This is a genomic window from Streptomyces sp. NPDC088730 (genome assembly GCF_044751215.1).
GTDB lineage: Bacteria > Actinomycetota > Actinomycetes > Streptomycetales > Streptomycetaceae > Streptomyces.
Genome location: NZ_JBIVLK010000003.1, coordinates 330,191 through 345,936 on the forward strand (window position 1 = coordinate 330,191; position 15,746 = coordinate 345,936).

Annotated in this window: 18 protein-coding genes and 1 pseudogene; 9 read left to right on the forward strand and 10 right to left on the reverse strand. The window is 69.3% G+C overall.

The genetic code is table 11. The annotated features are described in order from the left end of the window. The first annotated feature begins 225 nt into the window (after nucleotides 1-225). The 3 genes from ACIP89_RS13365 to ACIP89_RS13375 are packed head-to-tail and all read left to right on the forward strand — an operon-like array spanning nucleotide 226 to nucleotide 2,929. Nucleotides 226-1,191, forward strand: coding sequence for an ABC transporter substrate-binding protein (locus ACIP89_RS13365; protein WP_401920608.1), 966 nt, complete (start codon nucleotides 226-228; stop codon nucleotides 1,189-1,191). Nucleotides 1,192-1,220: 29 nt separating this feature from the next. Next, on the forward strand, nucleotides 1,221-2,171 hold the full coding sequence (locus tag ACIP89_RS13370) for an amino acid ABC transporter permease (protein WP_401920609.1): 951 nt from the start codon (nucleotides 1,221-1,223) through the stop codon (nucleotides 2,169-2,171). Beyond that, the gene (locus ACIP89_RS13375; RefSeq protein ID WP_402114890.1) at nucleotides 2,168-2,929 is read left to right on the forward strand and encodes an amino acid ABC transporter ATP-binding protein; all 762 of its coding nucleotides are present in this window, start codon (nucleotides 2,168-2,170) and stop codon (nucleotides 2,927-2,929) included. The genes ACIP89_RS13370 and ACIP89_RS13375 overlap by 4 nt, the downstream gene beginning before the upstream one ends. A 79-nt stretch (nucleotides 2,930-3,008) precedes the next feature. Here the strand turns inward: ACIP89_RS13375 and ACIP89_RS13380 are convergent, their stop codons facing one another. The 3 genes from ACIP89_RS13380 to ACIP89_RS13390 all read right to left on the reverse strand — a co-directional run bounded on the left by ACIP89_RS13380 (nucleotide 3,009) and on the right by ACIP89_RS13390 (nucleotide 5,104). Continuing rightward, nucleotides 3,009-3,782, reverse strand: a complete 774-nt coding sequence (locus ACIP89_RS13380) for a hypothetical protein (RefSeq protein ID WP_402114892.1) — start codon at nucleotides 3,780-3,782, stop codon at nucleotides 3,009-3,011. After that, nucleotides 3,779-4,267, reverse strand: coding sequence for a SigE family RNA polymerase sigma factor (locus ACIP89_RS13385; RefSeq protein ID WP_073737071.1), 489 nt, complete (start codon nucleotides 4,265-4,267; stop codon nucleotides 3,779-3,781). Before ACIP89_RS13385 ends, ACIP89_RS13380 begins: the two co-directional genes overlap by 4 nt. Before the next feature lie 147 nt (nucleotides 4,268-4,414). Continuing rightward, complete coding sequence (locus ACIP89_RS13390; RefSeq protein ID WP_402115206.1) at nucleotides 4,415-5,104, reverse strand: class I SAM-dependent methyltransferase; 690 nt, start codon at nucleotides 5,102-5,104, stop codon at nucleotides 4,415-4,417. A gap of 161 nt (nucleotides 5,105-5,265) precedes the next feature. Here ACIP89_RS13390 and ACIP89_RS13395 point away from each other — a divergent pair, with 161 nt between their 5' ends. Beyond that, nucleotides 5,266-5,895, forward strand: coding sequence for a CGNR zinc finger domain-containing protein (locus tag ACIP89_RS13395; RefSeq protein ID WP_401920612.1), 630 nt, complete (start codon nucleotides 5,266-5,268; stop codon nucleotides 5,893-5,895). On the opposite strand, the gene sodX is transcribed toward ACIP89_RS13395, so the two are convergent. Then, nucleotides 5,799-6,257, reverse strand: a complete 459-nt coding sequence (gene sodX / locus ACIP89_RS13400) for a nickel-type superoxide dismutase maturation protease (protein ID WP_402114894.1) — start codon at nucleotides 6,255-6,257, stop codon at nucleotides 5,799-5,801. The genes ACIP89_RS13395 and sodX overlap by 97 nt on opposite strands. A gap of 179 nt (nucleotides 6,258-6,436) precedes the next feature. Here sodX and sodN point away from each other — a divergent pair, with 179 nt between their 5' ends. After that, nucleotides 6,437-6,832, forward strand: a complete 396-nt coding sequence (sodN, locus tag ACIP89_RS13405; RefSeq protein WP_311303280.1) for a superoxide dismutase, Ni — start codon at nucleotides 6,437-6,439, stop codon at nucleotides 6,830-6,832. Nucleotides 6,833-6,839: 7 nt separating this feature from the next. Here the strand turns inward: sodN and ACIP89_RS13410 are convergent, their stop codons facing one another. Further along, on the reverse strand, nucleotides 6,840-7,664 hold the full coding sequence (locus tag ACIP89_RS13410; protein ID WP_402114896.1) for a hypothetical protein: 825 nt from the start codon (nucleotides 7,662-7,664) through the stop codon (nucleotides 6,840-6,842). Nucleotides 7,665-7,747: 83 nt separating this feature from the next. Here ACIP89_RS13410 and ACIP89_RS13415 point away from each other — a divergent pair. Further along, nucleotides 7,748-8,456, forward strand: a pseudogene (locus tag ACIP89_RS13415) (mobilization protein); the annotation flags it as partial. Nucleotides 8,457-8,574: 118 nt separating this feature from the next. Here the strand turns inward: ACIP89_RS13415 and ACIP89_RS13420 are convergent. From ACIP89_RS13420 to ACIP89_RS13440, 5 genes are read right to left on the reverse strand one after another with little or no spacing between them, the layout of a single operon-like run. Beyond that, the gene (locus tag ACIP89_RS13420) at nucleotides 8,575-9,105 is read right to left on the reverse strand and encodes an AAA family ATPase (RefSeq protein WP_402114899.1); all 531 of its coding nucleotides are present in this window, start codon (nucleotides 9,103-9,105) and stop codon (nucleotides 8,575-8,577) included. Nucleotides 9,106-9,152: 47 nt separating this feature from the next. Beyond that, nucleotides 9,153-9,989 carry a glycosyltransferase family 2 protein gene (locus ACIP89_RS13425; RefSeq protein WP_402114900.1) on the reverse strand — a complete coding sequence of 279 codons (837 nt, stop codon included), beginning with the start codon at nucleotides 9,987-9,989 and terminating at the stop codon, nucleotides 9,153-9,155. A 30-nt stretch (nucleotides 9,990-10,019) separates the two neighbouring features. Continuing rightward, nucleotides 10,020-11,249, reverse strand: a complete 1,230-nt coding sequence (locus tag ACIP89_RS13430) for a hypothetical protein (RefSeq protein ID WP_402114902.1) — start codon at nucleotides 11,247-11,249, stop codon at nucleotides 10,020-10,022. Further along, a complete protein-coding gene (locus ACIP89_RS13435; RefSeq protein WP_402114905.1) occupies nucleotides 11,246-11,950 on the reverse strand; it encodes a hypothetical protein in 705 nt (234 codons plus the stop codon). Before ACIP89_RS13435 ends, ACIP89_RS13430 begins: the two co-directional genes overlap by 4 nt. Then, complete coding sequence (locus ACIP89_RS13440) at nucleotides 11,947-13,107, reverse strand: glycosyltransferase (RefSeq protein ID WP_402114907.1); 1,161 nt, start codon at nucleotides 13,105-13,107, stop codon at nucleotides 11,947-11,949. The genes ACIP89_RS13435 and ACIP89_RS13440 overlap by 4 nt, the downstream gene beginning before the upstream one ends. A gap of 148 nt (nucleotides 13,108-13,255) precedes the next feature. Between ACIP89_RS13440 and ACIP89_RS13445 the strand changes: the two genes are divergently transcribed. The 3 genes from ACIP89_RS13445 (at nucleotide 13,256) to ACIP89_RS13455 (ending at nucleotide 15,371) form a co-directional block, all read left to right on the forward strand. Next, nucleotides 13,256-14,230: a multiprotein-bridging factor 1 family protein gene (locus tag ACIP89_RS13445; RefSeq protein ID WP_402114909.1), complete on the forward strand. Its 975-nt coding sequence runs from the start codon at nucleotides 13,256-13,258 to the stop codon at nucleotides 14,228-14,230. Then, nucleotides 14,227-14,790: a peptide deformylase gene (locus ACIP89_RS13450; RefSeq protein WP_402114912.1), complete on the forward strand. Its 564-nt coding sequence runs from the start codon at nucleotides 14,227-14,229 to the stop codon at nucleotides 14,788-14,790. The genes ACIP89_RS13445 and ACIP89_RS13450 overlap by 4 nt, the downstream gene beginning before the upstream one ends. A 95-nt stretch (nucleotides 14,791-14,885) precedes the next feature. After that, nucleotides 14,886-15,371, forward strand: a complete 486-nt coding sequence (locus tag ACIP89_RS13455; RefSeq protein ID WP_402114914.1) for an NUDIX domain-containing protein — start codon at nucleotides 14,886-14,888, stop codon at nucleotides 15,369-15,371. Nucleotides 15,372-15,746 lie beyond the last annotated feature (375 nt).

Sequence of the window (15,746 nt, forward strand, 5' to 3'; positions counted from 1 at the left end):
CGCAGATTCTGCGGTCGCGGGAAAGAAACCCCATAGAAGGTCCGGCCCTGGTGTACCGGCCTCGTGAGGATCGGGGATCGCCCGTTATCCGATTTTGACATGACCGGCCCCCTGAATGCGCTGGTCCGAATGGCAAGATGCCGTAATCGCACACGGCGGCGGCACCCGACGACGTGTGCCACACCGCCTGGCAACACCACCCTCATCTGCCGGAGGAACCCGATCATGACCGCACGCAAGACTCGTCGTACGGCCGCGAAGTCCCGGATCGCGGCGGTCGGCGCCATCGCGGTCGCCGGCACCATGCTGCTGACCGCCTGTGGCGACCAGACGAAGAACAACTCCGGCGACTCCGCCTCGACGAAGGCGAGCGACGGCGCCGCCGCCTCCCCCGCCGGCCTCCTCCCCCCCGAGATCAAGTCCAAGGGCGTCATCAAGGTCGGCTCGGACATCGCTTACCCGCCGGTCGAGTTCAAGGACAAGTCCGGCAAGACGGTCGGCATCGACCCGGACCTCGCCGCGGCCCTGGGCAAGCAGCTGGGCGTGGAGTTCCAGTTCGAGAACGGCACGTTCGACACCCTGGTCACGGGGCTGCGCTCCAAGCGCTACGACCTGGCCATGTCGGCGATGACCGACACCAAGGACCGCCAGGAGGGCATCGACCCCGAGACGAAGAAGAAGGTCGGCGAGGGGGTCGACTTCATCGACTACTTCACCGCCGGCGTCTCGATCTACACCAAGAAGGGTGACGACCAGGGCATCAAGACCTGGTCCGACCTCTGCGGCAAGAAGATCGTCGTCCAGCGCAACACCGTCTCGCACGACCTGGCCAAGTCCGAGTCGAAGAAGTGCGCCGGCGGCAAGAAGATCGCCATCGAGCCGTACGACAACGACCTGGAGGCCCAGACCCGGCTGCGCTCCGGCGGCGCCGACGCCGGCTCCTCCGACTTCCCGGTCGCCGCGTACGCGGTGAAGACCTCGGGCGGCGGCAAGGACTTCCAGATCGTCGGCGACCAGGTCGAGGCGGCCCCGTACGGCATCGCCATCGCCAAGGGCAACGACCAGCTCACCAAGGCCGTCAAGGCGGCCATGGACGCGATCATCAAGAGCGGCGAGTACGAGAAGATCATCGCCAAGTGGGGCGTCGAGGCCGGCGCGGTCACCGAGGCCAAGCTGAACGGCGGATCGTGACCGGACTCCGGCGCTGAAAGGCATCAGCCGTGACTGACATCGAGAAGCCGGGCCCGGCCGACCAGCAGCCCGTACCCCGCACCCCGGCGGCCGGACCCGAGGCGATCAGGGCCATCCCGGTCCGGCACTACGGCCGGTACGTCTCGGCGGTCGTCGCCATCGCCGCGCTGGTCGCGATCATCTACGCGTTCAGCCAGGGCAAGATCAACTGGGGCGCGGTCCCGGACTACTTCTTCGACGACCGCATCGTCAAGGGGGTCGGCCAGACCCTGCTGCTGACCGCCCTCTCCATGGTGATCGGCGTGGTCGGCGGCATCCTGCTGGCCGTCATGCGCCTGTCGAAGAACCCGGTGACCTCGTCGATCGCCTGGTCCTACATCTGGTTCTTCCGCGGGACACCCGTCCTGGTCCAGCTGTTCGTCTGGTTCAACCTGGGGCTGGTCTTCCAGTACATCAACCTCGGGCCGATCTACAAGGACTACTGGTCGAGCTTCATGACGCCGCTGCTGACGGCGCTGCTCGGCCTCGGCCTGAACGAGGCCGCGTACATGGCGGAGATCTGCCGGGCCGGGCTGCTCTCGGTCGACGAGGGCCAGACGGAGGCGTCCCACGCGCTGGGCATGAGCCACGGCAAGACCCTGCGACGCGTCGTGATCCCGCAGGCCATGCGGGTGATCGTGCCGCCGACGGGCAACGAGGTCATCAACATGCTCAAGACCACCTCGCTGGTGGCCGCCGTGCAGTTCTACGAACTTTTCAAGTACGCGCAGGACATCGGGCAGGCGTCCGGGGCGCCGGTGGAGATGTACTTCCTCGCCGCGGCCTGGTACCTGATCATGACCTCGGTGCTGAGCGTCGGTCAGTACTACCTGGAGCGCTACTACGCCCGTGGCTCCAGCCGCAGTCTGCCGCCCACCCCGATGCAGAAGATCCGGGCCAACCTGCTGTCACTGGGCCGCCCGAAGGGAGGCATGGCATGACCGCCATGGTGAAGGCCGAGGGCGTCCACAAGTCCTTCGGCGCCGCACACATCCTCAAGGGCATCGACCTGGAGGTCGCCCCGCGCGAGGTCTTCTGCCTGATCGGCCCGTCCGGTTCCGGCAAGTCGACGTTCCTGCGGTGCATCAACCACCTGGAGCAGATCAGCGCCGGCCGGCTCTCCGTGGACGGCGAGCTGGTGGGCTACCGCCAGAAGGGCGAGAAGCTCTACGAGCTCAGGGACAGCGAAGTCGCCCTGAAGCGCCGGGACATCGGCATGGTCTTCCAGCGCTTCAACCTGTTCCCGCACATGACGGCGATCGAGAACGTCATGGAGGCTCCGGTCCAGGTCAAGCGCGAGTCCAAGGCGGTCGCCCGGACCCGTGCCGAACGGCTCCTGGACCGGGTCGGCCTGTCCGACAAGGCGAACAGCTACCCCTCGCAGCTCTCCGGCGGTCAGCAGCAGCGGGTGGCCATCGCCCGCGCGCTGGCCATGGAGCCGAAGCTGATGCTCTTCGACGAGCCCACCTCCGCGCTCGACCCGGAGCTGGTGGGCGATGTACTGGACGTCATGCGCGGCCTCGCGGAGGAGGGCATGACGATGATCGTGGTGACCCACGAGATGGGCTTCGCCCGCGAGGTGGGGGACGCGCTGGTCTTCATGGACGACGGTGTGGTGGTCGAATCGGGCCACCCACGCGCTGTACTGACCAACCCGCAGCACGACCGGACGAAGTCGTTCCTGTCCAAGGTGCTGTAGCCGTTCGGTACGGCAGGGGGCGGTACGGACCCACCGGGTCCGTACCGCCCCCGCGCGTCTGACCTCGCGCGGGTGGGCGCTACTTCTTCCGCAGCAGCTCCGGGCTGAGCATCAGCGTCCGCAGCTGCGCCCGGGTGAGCGGCGGGGCCTTCAGCAGCGGTCCCTGGGCGGTGTCGGCCTCGAAGCCGGTGCTGTCCCGTACGGCCAGTTGGCCGCCGTCCGGGAGCGAGAGCCGGCCCGCGAGCTCGGGCCCCCACTGCGGGGTGCCGTCCCCGTAGTCCATCGAGTCGCTCCAGAGGGTCAGCACCCGCCCGCCCGGCAGCTCCTCGCGGACACAGTCCGTACGGTGCGGCTCCCCGGGCAGGGCCGCGCACGGATCCGTGTCCCGCGACCCTCCCCCGAGCTTCTTGTCCACCGTCTTCGCGTTCATGAGCCCGATGACGAGATAGCCGACGCCGCCGTCCCTGCGGACCGCGAACTGCCCGTCCACCGGCCCGTACAGGTGCTCCTTCGCCTGCACGGGCGTGGCGTGCTTGATGATGGCGGCCAGCGAGACCTGCTCGACCCGGCCGACGCCCGCGGGCAGCAGCGCGGCCAGCTTCTCGGCCCGCCCGGAGCCACCGAGCTTGCCCGGCGCCGCCACCGACGAGGTCCGCGGACTCTGCTTCTGTCCCGCGGACAGCCCCGGCACCACGAACGCCCCGGCGGCGACCGCGCAGACCGCCGCCGCGGAGATCCCGGCCCGGCGGCGCCACCGCACCCGGGCCGCCTTGGCGTAGACCGCTTCCGTGCTGATGACCGGCCGCCCCGCGTCCTCCGCGGCCCACCCCAGCAGCTCACGCACGTCGCTCATACCTTCTCCTCCGCCATCTCGGCGCGCAGCGCCGCCAACCCCCGAGCCGCGTGGCTCTTGACCGTGTTCTCCCGCATCCCGAGCAGTGCGGCCGTGGCCTCGACGCTCAGGTCCTCCCAGTAGCGCAGCACCAGTACGGCCCGCTGCCTGGCGGTGAGCCGGGCGAGGGCCGCCCGGACCGCGAGGCCGGTGTCCGTGTCGGGCGCGTGGTCCGCCCGCTCGGGCAGTTCGCCGTACGACTGCTCCCGCCGCCAGAACCGGCGGCGGGAGGCGATGAAGGTGTTGACCAGGGTCTTGCGCGCGTACGCCTCGATGTTGTCGAGCCGCCCGTGCCGCCGCCCGCCGAGCACCACCTTGACCAGCGCCGTCTGGACCAGGTCCTCGGCCTCGTACCGGTCGCCGCAGAGCAGGTACGCGCTGCGGAACAGCGCGGTGCGTCTGTTCTCGACGAAGGCGTGCAGCGCGGCGTCGTCATCGATCCGCATCCTCACCGCCCCTCTCCGGGTCCGCTGGTGCGGACCGTCTCACCCTTCCAGTGCGGTGGGGTGGCGGGCGGGTTGCGGCGCCGGCCGGAAAAACGCGGAGGGGCGGCCCGGACCGCAGTCCGCACCGCCCCTCCGGGGAGGGTGCCGCTACTTCACCGCGAGCACCAGGCTGTCCGACGGCGAGGACCAGACGGCCCGCGCCTCGCCGAACCCGGCCGCGCGCAGGGTGTCCGCGTGCCAGCGCACGGAGGGCGTGTCGCCGTCCGCGTGCTCGCCGTAGATCCTGAACCGCTCGGCGGTCGGCGCGGCGAGTACCGGGTCCTTCGCGGCCAGTGCCCACCAGTCCGCCCAGTCGAGGACGCCGCCGGCCTTGGCCCTGTCCATGACGGCGTGCCGGTGGGCGCGTTCGGCGGCGTTGATCCGGGGGGTGCCGGGATCGGTCATGTGGTCGACGTTCATGAACACCCCGCCGTCCCGGACGAGGCCGCCGAGCTGCCCGTAGAGAACGGCGAGCGGCTCGCTGTGCAGCCAGTGCAGGGCCGTGGCGGTGAGGACCGCGTCGTACGAGCCGTGCGGCAGCGCGTCCGGCCACCGGGGGTCCTTGAGGTCCGCGGTGACGAAGGTGGCGCGCTCGTCGCCGTCGAAGGTGCCGCGGGCGATGGCGAGCAGTGCGGGATCGAGGTCGACCCCGGTGCTGGTGGCCTTGGGGAACCGCCGGAGCAGCCGGTCCGTAATACTTCCCGTACCGCACGCGAGGTCGAGGACCCGGGGTTCGGGCCCTACCAGGGCCTCGACCATGTCCAGCATCACGCGGAAGCGTTCCTCGCGGTCGGGCATGTACCACTCCTGCTGCCGGTCCCAGCTCTCCTGCCAGGACCTCCAGTCGGCACCCCGCGCTGACTCCGTCACCCGAAACCCTCCCATGTAATACCCTGGGGCCATAGAAGCCCATTACACACCGTCGCACCGACCCTAGACCGACGCCGTAAGGACTACAAGTGGAACTGGCCTATTACTCGGACTACGCCGTGCGCCTGGTCAACACCGAGGAGCCGGCCCGCAACAAGGACACCCTCACCACGGTCGACGCGGTGCGCGAGCTCTTCGGTGTCAACGGCCAGGCCGCCCGCCGGGCGACCGACGCGGACGTGACCCGCTTCCGGTCCGTCCGGGCCCGGCTCCGCTCGGTCTTCGAGGCGGCCGACGGGGGCGACGAGACGCTGGCCGTGGACCTGCTCAACTCACTGCTGCTGGAGTTCCCGGTCAGCCCGCAGATCTCCGGCCACGACATCCGGGACGCGGACGGAAAGCCGGACTGGCACATGCACCTGGCCGACCACCCGTCCAACGCCACGGCGGGCTACGCCGCCACGGCGGCGATGGGCCTCGCCTTCCACCTCACCTCGTACGGCGTGGACCGGCTCGGCCTGTGCGAGGCGGCGCCGTGCCGCAACGCCTACCTCGACACCTCGACCAACCGCTCCCGCCGCTACTGCTCCGACCGCTGCGCGACCCGTGCCAACGTCGCCGCCTACCGGGCCCGCAAGCGCCTGGAGACGGAGCGCGCAGCCGAGACCGGCCGCAGCGCGGAGACCGCCCAGCCCACCACCCCGCGCAGCGAACGCTGATCCTTCGTCAGCGGCCGGTAACGCGCCCGCACCCTGGCCAGCACCAGTTCCTCTGGCACGGTCCCGTAATCCGTGCTGTCGCCACCCGCGAACCGGTTGTCACCACGCACCCACCAGCCCCCGGCGCGCCGCTCCATGGCGCGCTTGACCACCAGCAGATCCTGCTGGAACGGGTGTCTCAGGATCACCACATCACCGGGACGCACCGGCGCCCCGTACTGCACGAGCAGCCAGTCCCCGTGGTGGAGCGTGGGCACCATCGAGGGCCCCGTCACCTCCACCACCTGGAACGGCACCCGCGCCGCCAGCCCGCGTCCGGGCTGTTCATCGGTCAGCTCCGGCAACTCCGGCACCTCCCGCATCTCTCCGGCACCTCCCCGTCCGTCCAGTACACCGTCCACCACAGCGTTCCGTACATTCGGCCACTGGTCCCATCCTCACCCTGGACTTTTGGCCTAAGCCCATGGGGGCACCCACAATTTCGCGGCTCTCACGGAGTAATGTCCCACCTGAGAAGACGATCACGAGGAAGGACAGCCCCATGCTTTCCCGCCTGTTTGCCCCCAAGGTGAAGGTCAGCGCCCACTGCGACCTCCCCTGCGGCGTGTACGACCCGGCCCAGGCCCGCATCGAGGCGGAGTCGGTCAAGGCCGTCCAGGAGAAGTACCAGGCCAACGAGGACGCGGACTTCCGCACTCGCGCGATCCTGATCAAGGAACAGCGCGCCGAGCTCGCGAAGCACCACGTCTCGGTGCTCTGGAGCGACTACTTCAAGCCGCCGCACTTCGAGAAGTACCCGGAGCTGCACCAGCTGGTCAACGACACCCTGAAGGCGCTCTCCGCGGCCAAGGGCTCGAACGACCCGGCGACCGGCCAGAAGGCTCTGGACCTGATCGCCCAGATCGACACGATCTTCTGGGAGACCAAGAAGGCCTGATCTAAGGCTAGACCGTCTGACCTGCGATTTTGCCGGTTACGTCGGCTACCTGACCGCACCCGGCCCGCCGGGCACCCGCAAGGGCGTCCGTCACGGACCGGGTGCGGTCTTCTTCGTTCGGCCGCGGGCGCGCGTAGATCCGTGACGGGATGACGGCGGACGCGGGGCCGAGGGCCATCTGGACCTGCTTGACGCTCGCCCCACCGCCGATGAGCGCGGAGGCGCAGAAGGGCCGGTCGTGGGTGACCAGGTGCGGCAGCTCGACAAACTTGCCGCCCTCGCGCTCGGCTGCTTCGTTCTCCGCTGCTTGGAGCGCCTTGCGGGCACAGTTCCACTCGGTCTTCCAGCGTCGGTAGTTCAGCGGCTCGCCTGCTCCATCGTGAACGGCCACCCCGTGGAGGGGCGCGCGCCGAGGTGTCCGAGGAGCGCGTCGGTGACGACCTCCCCGACCGGAACCGTCCGACGTGACTTCGCGGTCATCTTTGTCATTACGGCGTATCGCCGCCGGTGAACGCACACTCAACGCCGGTACAAGGTGGAGCCGCAGCGCATGGTCCGTGATGCGCTCACACGCCTCACTGGCGATGAGTGAGCCCTGCCACCTCTCGGCGTACTTCGCGAAGGTGATGCGACCGGCGCAGGGGTCGACGTACTGACCGGTGACCGCGCTTGCCGTGACCTCGTAGAGCCAGCGTTGGGCGTCGAGCTTGAGCACCACCATGCCCGAATCGAACGCCGACGACACCACCTCCCGCCGCCGGAAGCTGTTCAGGCTCACCCGCCGATCAGCAGCAAGCTGGAGCGAACGAGCCTCCAACGAGGCATCGTCCACGCTTGCCCCCGCCCCAGGGGGGCGGAGGACAAGGCCGAGCGCCAGGGGACGCCCGAGCCGGAGGAGGGGTGGCTGAGGCTCCTGCCATACAGACGGCGCACATCGTCCTCGACTCCGACGATGATGCTGCCGCCCAAGCCCACCTCGCCGCCTTCGTCGACGCTCTCTACAAGATCGCCAGCGCCACACCGGGCCCGCGCCGCGCAGAGCTACGCGCAGCCGCCTCGACGTTCAACCGAGCCCGCCGATCCGCCACCCGCGCGGATCACCAGGCCACTACCGCCCTGCGCCAGGCCGCCAAGGAACTCGCCTATGCCGCCAATGAGCCGGAGGACTCGCCATCGCCCTGTTCTTCGCCACCGTGCACCTGGCCCGCGCCGCCACCAAGTGGCACGAGCAGCGCGGCCACCGACAGCGGGCCGCAGCGGCCGAAAAGGCCTTCCGCCACCTCAAGGCCGGTTACCAGCGGGCCACCGCACCCGTCTGGCGGACTTGGCCCGTCGCGCACCACGAGCCGCGACCGCCAGCCGCTACGAGCAGGACGTTCGTGCGGCCCTCCCCGATCACGCCGACCGCATCCTCGCCGACCCCTCCTGGGCCGCGCTGACCACGACCCTCGCCCGCGCCGAAACCAACGGCCACAACGCGCGCCATCTTCTGGCTGAGGTCTCCGCCCAGAGGGAACTTGTCAGCGCCGAACATCCGGCCGAGGTCCTCAACTGGCGCATCACCGCTCAACCGAGCAAGAGGACTCAAGCGGCACGCGTGCGAAGCACCACCGAACATGTTTCACCCTGATCGCCTTGGTGCGGGGCCCCGCACCAGCGGTACCCGTGCGGCACACAGCATGGGCCCAGCGCGCGGGAGCCAGAAGCCCGCCCGGTGATCTCCCGCCGACCTGAGACCGTGCTCAGCCCTCGGCGTGGTCGGCCGCTGTCAAGGCTGCGAGGAGCACGCCGAGGTCTCCGCTGTAGACGATCTTCTCCTCGCCCTCTCCGGGCGGGTCGAATCGGGCGAAGAAGTCGTCTAGGGCTTCCGGGGTGACCGCGAGGGCGTTGGCGTCCTCACGCCGGTTGCGCTCGGTCAGGCGCCGTAGCAGCTCGGCACGGTCAGCCGGCAGGTAGACGACGAAGGGGTGGCCGCCCGCTTCACGGGCGGCCTGCCGCCAGACGTCGCGCTCGGTGCGGCGCCAGAGCCCGTGATCAAGGACGACATCGTTCCCGGCCTCGATCTCCTTGATGAACCTATGCCGGATCGCCTCGACGACAGGACGTTCGCGCTCGAAGTAGGTGTGCTCGGGATAGTCCACGCCGTAGCGGCCGTGCAGGCGGTGGACCTCCTCATCGACGGACAGCCGGGTGAAGCCATGGTCGACGAGGCCCTGGGCGACAGTGGTCTTCCCGGAGCCGGTCAGACCGGCGAGCAGAACGGCCAGGGGCACGTGGACATCCCTTCCGCGACGAGCGGGCGCGAGCATGAGGAATTGTCTCAGTACTGGCCGGTTCGCGTGTATGGCCGCCAGCCCGTGAAGATGCCGCGAGCCTCGGCGGGCCAGCCGAACGGCATCCGGTCCAGGCTCACCCGGCGGAAGGCGAACCGCGGATCACTGATGTTGATCGCGCCGCCGTTCCGGCCGACATGTGTCAGCAAGCGGCTTGCCTCGTCACGGACAGCCGGGGTGCGCTCCTCCCAGGTGCCCGAGGCGAAGTGCTGAACCCGACGGCGAAGGTCGTCCAGGATGCCGGAACGCCACTTGAAGTGGTGAACGGCGCAGATGCGGTCAGCATCGGGCCGATGGCCGGGAGCCCGGTGGTTGCCGGAGGTCACGGCCACATCGTGGCGGGCAAGGACGATCTTCCTCGGGTCACCGTGCAGGAGTCGGTGGGTGAGGTGGCCGCCGAAGGGAAAGGCGAGGTCAAGTCCGCCTTCGGCTCGCCAGTCGGTCAGGCGTCCGCTCGCGGCTACACGGTCGAGCATCAGCCCGCCGACCACGTGGTGGCCGGACCTCTCGGCCTGGGCGATCACCTCGGCGAGAGGGGCCGGGTACTGCTGGAACTCGTCCGCATCTGCGAGCAGGTGCCAGCCCGGCCCCGCCCGATGCCGCAGCGTGTCTCGAAGCCGGGTGTTGGTGTGCTCGTGCCACGGGCCCACGCTGGTGCCGATGGGGATGATGCCCATCTCTCGGGCGGCGGCCTGGAGCTCGTGCCGCCGAACGTCGGGGACATGGTCGGGAAAGTAGAAGGCGAGCAGGAACCGCTCGACACCCAGCCACCGATAGTGACGGAACCAGGCGGCCAGCATGGGCGGCTCGACCGGGCCGACCACGGCGATCAGCGCAGGGCAGACGCTCAGCATTCAGGACTCCTTCGTGCGCAGGGCGGAGAAGGTACGAGTGAGGAAGTCGACCTGCCCGGCCGCAGGTCGCATGCCCAGCAGGGTGGGGGCATCGGAGCCGGGCCGTGGCGGCGGCCGGCGGATGACGGATCGCAGTGCCTCCGCGAGCGCGACCGGGTCTCCGGCGGAGAACGTGAGAGCCCAGGGCCGCCCTTGCAGGCGGGCGGTGAGGACGCTGTCGTGGTCGGAGACGATCAAGGGGACACCGAGGCGGGCGGCGTCCATGACGAGCCCGGATTCCTTGCCGGTACCCGGGCGACGGCTGACGAGCGCGGCGTCAGCTGCGGCGTACACCAGCCGTAGCACGGGTTCGCTGACCGGCCCTGGGACGGAGTGCACCCGCAGGCCGGGCAGGGCTCGCCAACGCTGAACCACGCCTTCGTCGAGCGGGGAGCCGGTGACCACCAGGTGCAAGGGCTCTCCCAGCCGGGTCAGGGCGTCGTCGATCACTTCGATGTCCTTGCCGGGCCACCAGCCGCCCACCAGGCCCACGGCCCTCTCGCCGGCGGGGATGCCGAACGCGGCTCGGCCGCCCCCACGTTCGGCGTCGGACAGGCGGTGGCCGTCGTCGACCGCGAAGCTCCCGACCACAGCGGGCAGGTCGCGGAAGGAAGCGGCCAGTTGGTCGGCGACGAACTGTGTCGGACAGACCGCGATTACCCGCCCCTCGCCTCGGCGGGCGAGCCGGCCGACCAGCCGAATGGGGGCGTCCTCGCTGGTGACAGTCTCGTGAACGAAACGCAGGTGCGGCTGGCCGCCCAGGAGGCCGGCGGTGCCATGCAGAGCCTCACTCGCGGTCAGGATCACCACCGCATCGGCGTTGGATTCCAGCAGGCGCGCGGCTCGGAGGGCGGACGCCTCGGTGAGGCAGCGGGCAATGAGGGTGATCTGGTGGGGCAGTCGCCGCAGGCGGCGGGGCCAGCGGCGCGACCGGAACAGACGTTGTCCGGCCGAGGAACCCCCGGCCGCCAGCCCGGCAGCGGCCAGCAGTACATCCGCCACCCACCCGGTACGTCCGGTGACCAACCGGGCGCCTGCTTCACGCAGAGGGCTGACCGCATCGACCGCGATCCCGTGCGGGGCGATGACCAGGCTGCCTGGGCGGGCCTGGGCGAGAGCCACCAGCGTGCGCTGATGATGTCCTCCCAGTCGGCTCGCGTACGGCTCGATAAGCACGAACGGGCCGGTCATCCCGCCACCGCCTGATCCCCATGAGCGGAGGTGAACCTCTGCCGCAGCCAGGCGGGGTCGTTGAGGCAGTCGAACCGCTTCGGTGCGCGGGCGGCTTCGTGGGCGAAGACCACCCCCTCCCTGGCTCCGGCAGCCGCGTAGGCGGCGAACTCGCCGCTGTGGCTCAACGTCCATGCGTCGACGCGGCTTTGCGCGTCTGTGCCGGGCATTCCGTATTCGCTCCCACGAGCGAGCATCGCGCACTCGCGGAAGCCTGCCTTCCAGGCATGGAACGGACTCTGATTGAACCTGGTGATCCCAGCGGTGTGCCGGGCGAACTCGATGCGGCCGGGCAGGGCGGCGAGGACGTCCACCGCCTCGCCCATCTCCCGCAGGGCACTGCGGCGGATCAGCTTGAGCCCCCCGTAGCCGTACGTCAGGCCGTTGACCGCGTTGACCGCCCGCCACACCCTCATGGACACCCCTTCGTCCAGCGGTGCGACGCCGGCCACGTCGAAGCCGTGGTCGATGGCGAAGTCGCCGTCGGCGAGGAAGAACTGCTCTCCGTCGACGACCTCGGCGCACAGCCGATAGGCCCTGCGCATGCCGTGCACGCCGTGCAGGCGTTTGACCGTGCCGCCGAGCGTCCGCTGGAGCCGGGAATGCAGGGAACCGGCCATCGGCTCGTCGTAGGAGAGGAAGACGGCGTCGAAGTCGGTCACGAGATGGCCTCCAGATAGCGGGCAGCGACCAGAGACGGAGCGAAGTCGGTGGTGGAGTCGTGGGCCCGCTTGGCGTGCACGGCGTGGAACTCGTCGTCCGAAGCGAGGCGCTCGGCGAGAGCGACCGCCTCGGCCGGAGAGGTGAAGCACAGCTCTGGATCGATGTGCTCGGCCAGCCAGCCCAGCCGGGGCGAGATGACCGGAAGGCCCATGCCCTGGCAGTCGATCACGCTCATCGACCAAGGGCAGCCGGGCCGGAACGGGGCGATGCCGAAGCGGGCGTCGGCCAGTAGATTCTTGTAGCGGACACGGTCACCGCGATCGGAAACGACCTGGACATGTGGCAGGGCAGCGAGCTGATCACGCATCTCGTCCGGGCTGTCGTCCAGGCCCTTGCGTACCGCCCGGCGACGGCCGAACAGGTCCATGACCCGCAGGCGAACCTTGCCGGAGGCGACCAGGTCGCGGGCCAGACCCACGAACTGCCCGGTGCCGTAGTGCGCGTACAACCGGTGGTTGTAAACGCCGATCGCCTCACCGACGTCCGCGTCGGGCCTGTTGGCGGTGAGGTCGCGGACCAGCCGCTCGTTACGCGGGGCGGGCACGACCCGCAACCGGTCACCGAGGTCGACGGTCATCCCGGCGGCAGCAGCGGACGTCCAGGAGGCGGCCGTGGAGGAGTGAACCATCACCCGGTCGCAGGCAGCCAGACCTGCTGCGAACGCCAGCAGCACCGGTCGGCCCAGTCCCCGGTCGTTCAGAGACGGGTCGAGCAGGAGCTGGCCGCCCTCTGCGAAGGAGAACGGCAGGTAGTGGCAGTACCCGGCGAGCAAGGCGTCCGACCCGGCCTCCAGAAGGGCCGCACGGACTGCCGGGGCCTCCTCGATCTGGTTGGCCACGACCACATCCGGCCGCTCGGCCCGGATCAACGCGACCAGTTCATCGATGTCCGCCGAGAACCGGGCCCGGTACTTCGTGCCCGGCGCCTTGGTCCGGTGGAAGCCGCAGCGGGCGTCTCCGGCCGCAGCCGGATCCGCGACGGTCACCTCGGCCCCGGCGTCGGTCAGGGCCGGAGCGAGCAGGTCCGCGAAGATCCAGCCCGAATCGGCCGACAGCTGGTCGGGGTTGGAGATGTTCAGCAGGTACAGCACGCGCATGATGCGTCGCCTTCCTTGTCTGCCCGAACGGGTCTATCCGGGGCACTGAGGGAAGGAAAGCGGTGACGGGAGCCGTGACGGGATGATGAACTCAGATCACTCACGGTTCATTCATGCTCACCGACAAGTGACGCGGAGCGGGGCTTCCATGAACGCGCACAGCGAGGAGACGACCGTCGAGCAGGCGGCCGAGGACTTCGCAGCCGAGGTGGCCCGGTGGCGGGAGGTACGGGGCATGCCCAAGCGGGCATTGGCCCAAGCGATGGGCTTCGACCCGTCTCACGTCAGCCACATGGGGTCAGGTCGCACCAAGCCCACCGAGGAGTTCGCCCGGCTCGCGGACAAAGCCCTGAACGCCGGAAAGGCGATCTGGCGACGGTGGTGCGACTACGAGCAGGCCCGTCATCGGGGCAGGCGCCCGCCGACGGCGTCGCCGGCCCCGCGGAGGTCCGAGCAGCCCTACGCCACCGGCTCCGCCCTCGTGGTCGAGCACGACGCCGCCCACCTGAAGTACGACGGGCACTCCTACCGGCTCACCATGCGCAGGCTCCTGCGGAACACCGGTTCCGAGCCGGTGACCCGTTACCTGATCCGTGTCGCCGTCGACCGCTACCCCGGCGATCCCGAGCGCTCCAACGCCCACTACCGGGCACACCCCTTGACCTGGGAGGAACTCGACCTGACAGCGACCTGCCGGGGCGAGGCGATGCGCTGGCAGGTAAAGCACGACCGCGACGCGTTCAAGGAAGTCTGGCTGGTGTTCGACAACGAACACGGCCGCTTCCCGCTCTACCCTGACGAGTCCGTGTGGATCGAGTACGCGTACACCGTCGGTGACGACAAGTGGGGCAACTGGTTCCAGCGGGCCGTTCGGCTGCCCACCGAGCAGCTCGAAGTCCAGCTCGCCTTCCCGGTCGCCCTCGACCCGGTGGTCTGGGGAACCGAGGCCTCCATGACAGCCGAAGCCTCCCCACTGCGGACCCCACCCCTCCGCAGTGAGGACGGCGGGCTACGGCAATTCACGTGGATCACGGCCGCACCGGCCCTGCATGCTCGGTACCGTCTTGAGTGGCGTTTCCGGGCCGGACCCGAACGCGAGACAGATCAAGGGGAGTTCAGGTGATCGACGTGCGGCCCAGCCAGCAGATGCGAGACCTCGGAGTCGTCCAACGCGGCGCCGGCATCCTTGCCGAACCGGCCCGCGCCTTCGATCTGCCCGCCGAGCGCGACGAGGCGGAAGGCATCATCGATGAGCTGTTCGCCGCCATGGAGCGGATCGGCCAGGTTCATCCTTTCGCCAAGGGCATGGGCATCGCCGCCCCGCAGATCGGCATCGGCCGCGCTGTCGCCGTCGTCCTGCCGGCCGCCGACGCGCCTGCCATCGTCCTGCTCAACCCGAAGATCACCGATCGCTCCGACGAAACGGACGAGCAGTACGAGGGCTGCCTCAGCTTCTTCGACGTCCGCGGCCACGTCCCCCGTCCGCTGGAGATCACGGTCGAGACCACGGCCCTGACCGGTGAGGCCGTCACCACCGTGTACGAGCGTGGCCTCGCCCGCCTCGTCCACCACGAAATCGATCACCTCGACGGCCTGCTGTACACCGCCCGGATGAGGCCAGACGTCGCCCCCATCCCGGTCGAGGAGTACCGGCAGACCGGCCGGGCCTGGGCCTACGAGTAGGCCGCAGCTATCACTGCGGCCGTAAGAAGGGAGCCCCTGTGCCGCAACCGGCAACCGACGACCAGCCCGAGGCACTCAGCCCCGCCCTCACGTCCATGACGCTGCTGGTCGCCGGCGTCATCGTCCACGACAGGGACGCGAACCAGGTCGTCCTCCTCCAACGCAGCGAGCATGCCAAGTTCGCCCATGGCATGTGGGACCTACCGGTCGGCAAGAACGAGCCGGGCGAACCCATCACGGAGACCGCGGTCCGCGAGCTGTACGAGGAGACGGGCCTCACGGTCAAGTCCGAGTCCTTAAAGGTCGCCCATATCATCCACGGCTCCTGGGGCGTCGAGGCCCCCAACGGCTTCCTTACGGTCGTGTTCGCCGCTGAGGAATGGACCGGCGAACCCGAGAACCGCGAACCTCGCAAGCACTCCCAGGTCCGCTGGGTCAATACCGACGCCATCCCCGAGAACTTCGTAGAAACCACCTCAAGCGCCCTCCGCCGCTACCTCGCGGGAGGCCCAGACGTGTCCGTGAATGGCTGGCGACGGAAGGCGCAGCGCCCAGTGAGGGCTGAAGTAGCCAGATGTTGACTCTCTCTTCTATGTGATCGCGGCCGCTCCAGCTATTTTTCAGGGCTCCGGCAGTACTGTTACAGCCGAGACTTCCGTCGTACCTGAACTCCATGACGGGCTCGGGGAACTGCCATTGCCTCACCGACACGCTCGGCAGTGTGTGGCGGTCGCCGACGGACCGGCTCCACCGTCAACAACTACGGCTACAGCGCTCGCGGTCCGCTCCTGCGCCCCCAACATCGGAGGTTTCACCACACCCGCCCTTCGGGAGCCCTCTCGCTCTCTTTGGGGATCGGGCATGCGACATCGCCCGCGTCCGCCTCCGGCATATTCACCTCCTCTCCCCTTCGAGCTGACACAGCAGCCGGCAGCTTCATGCATACAAAATCGAAA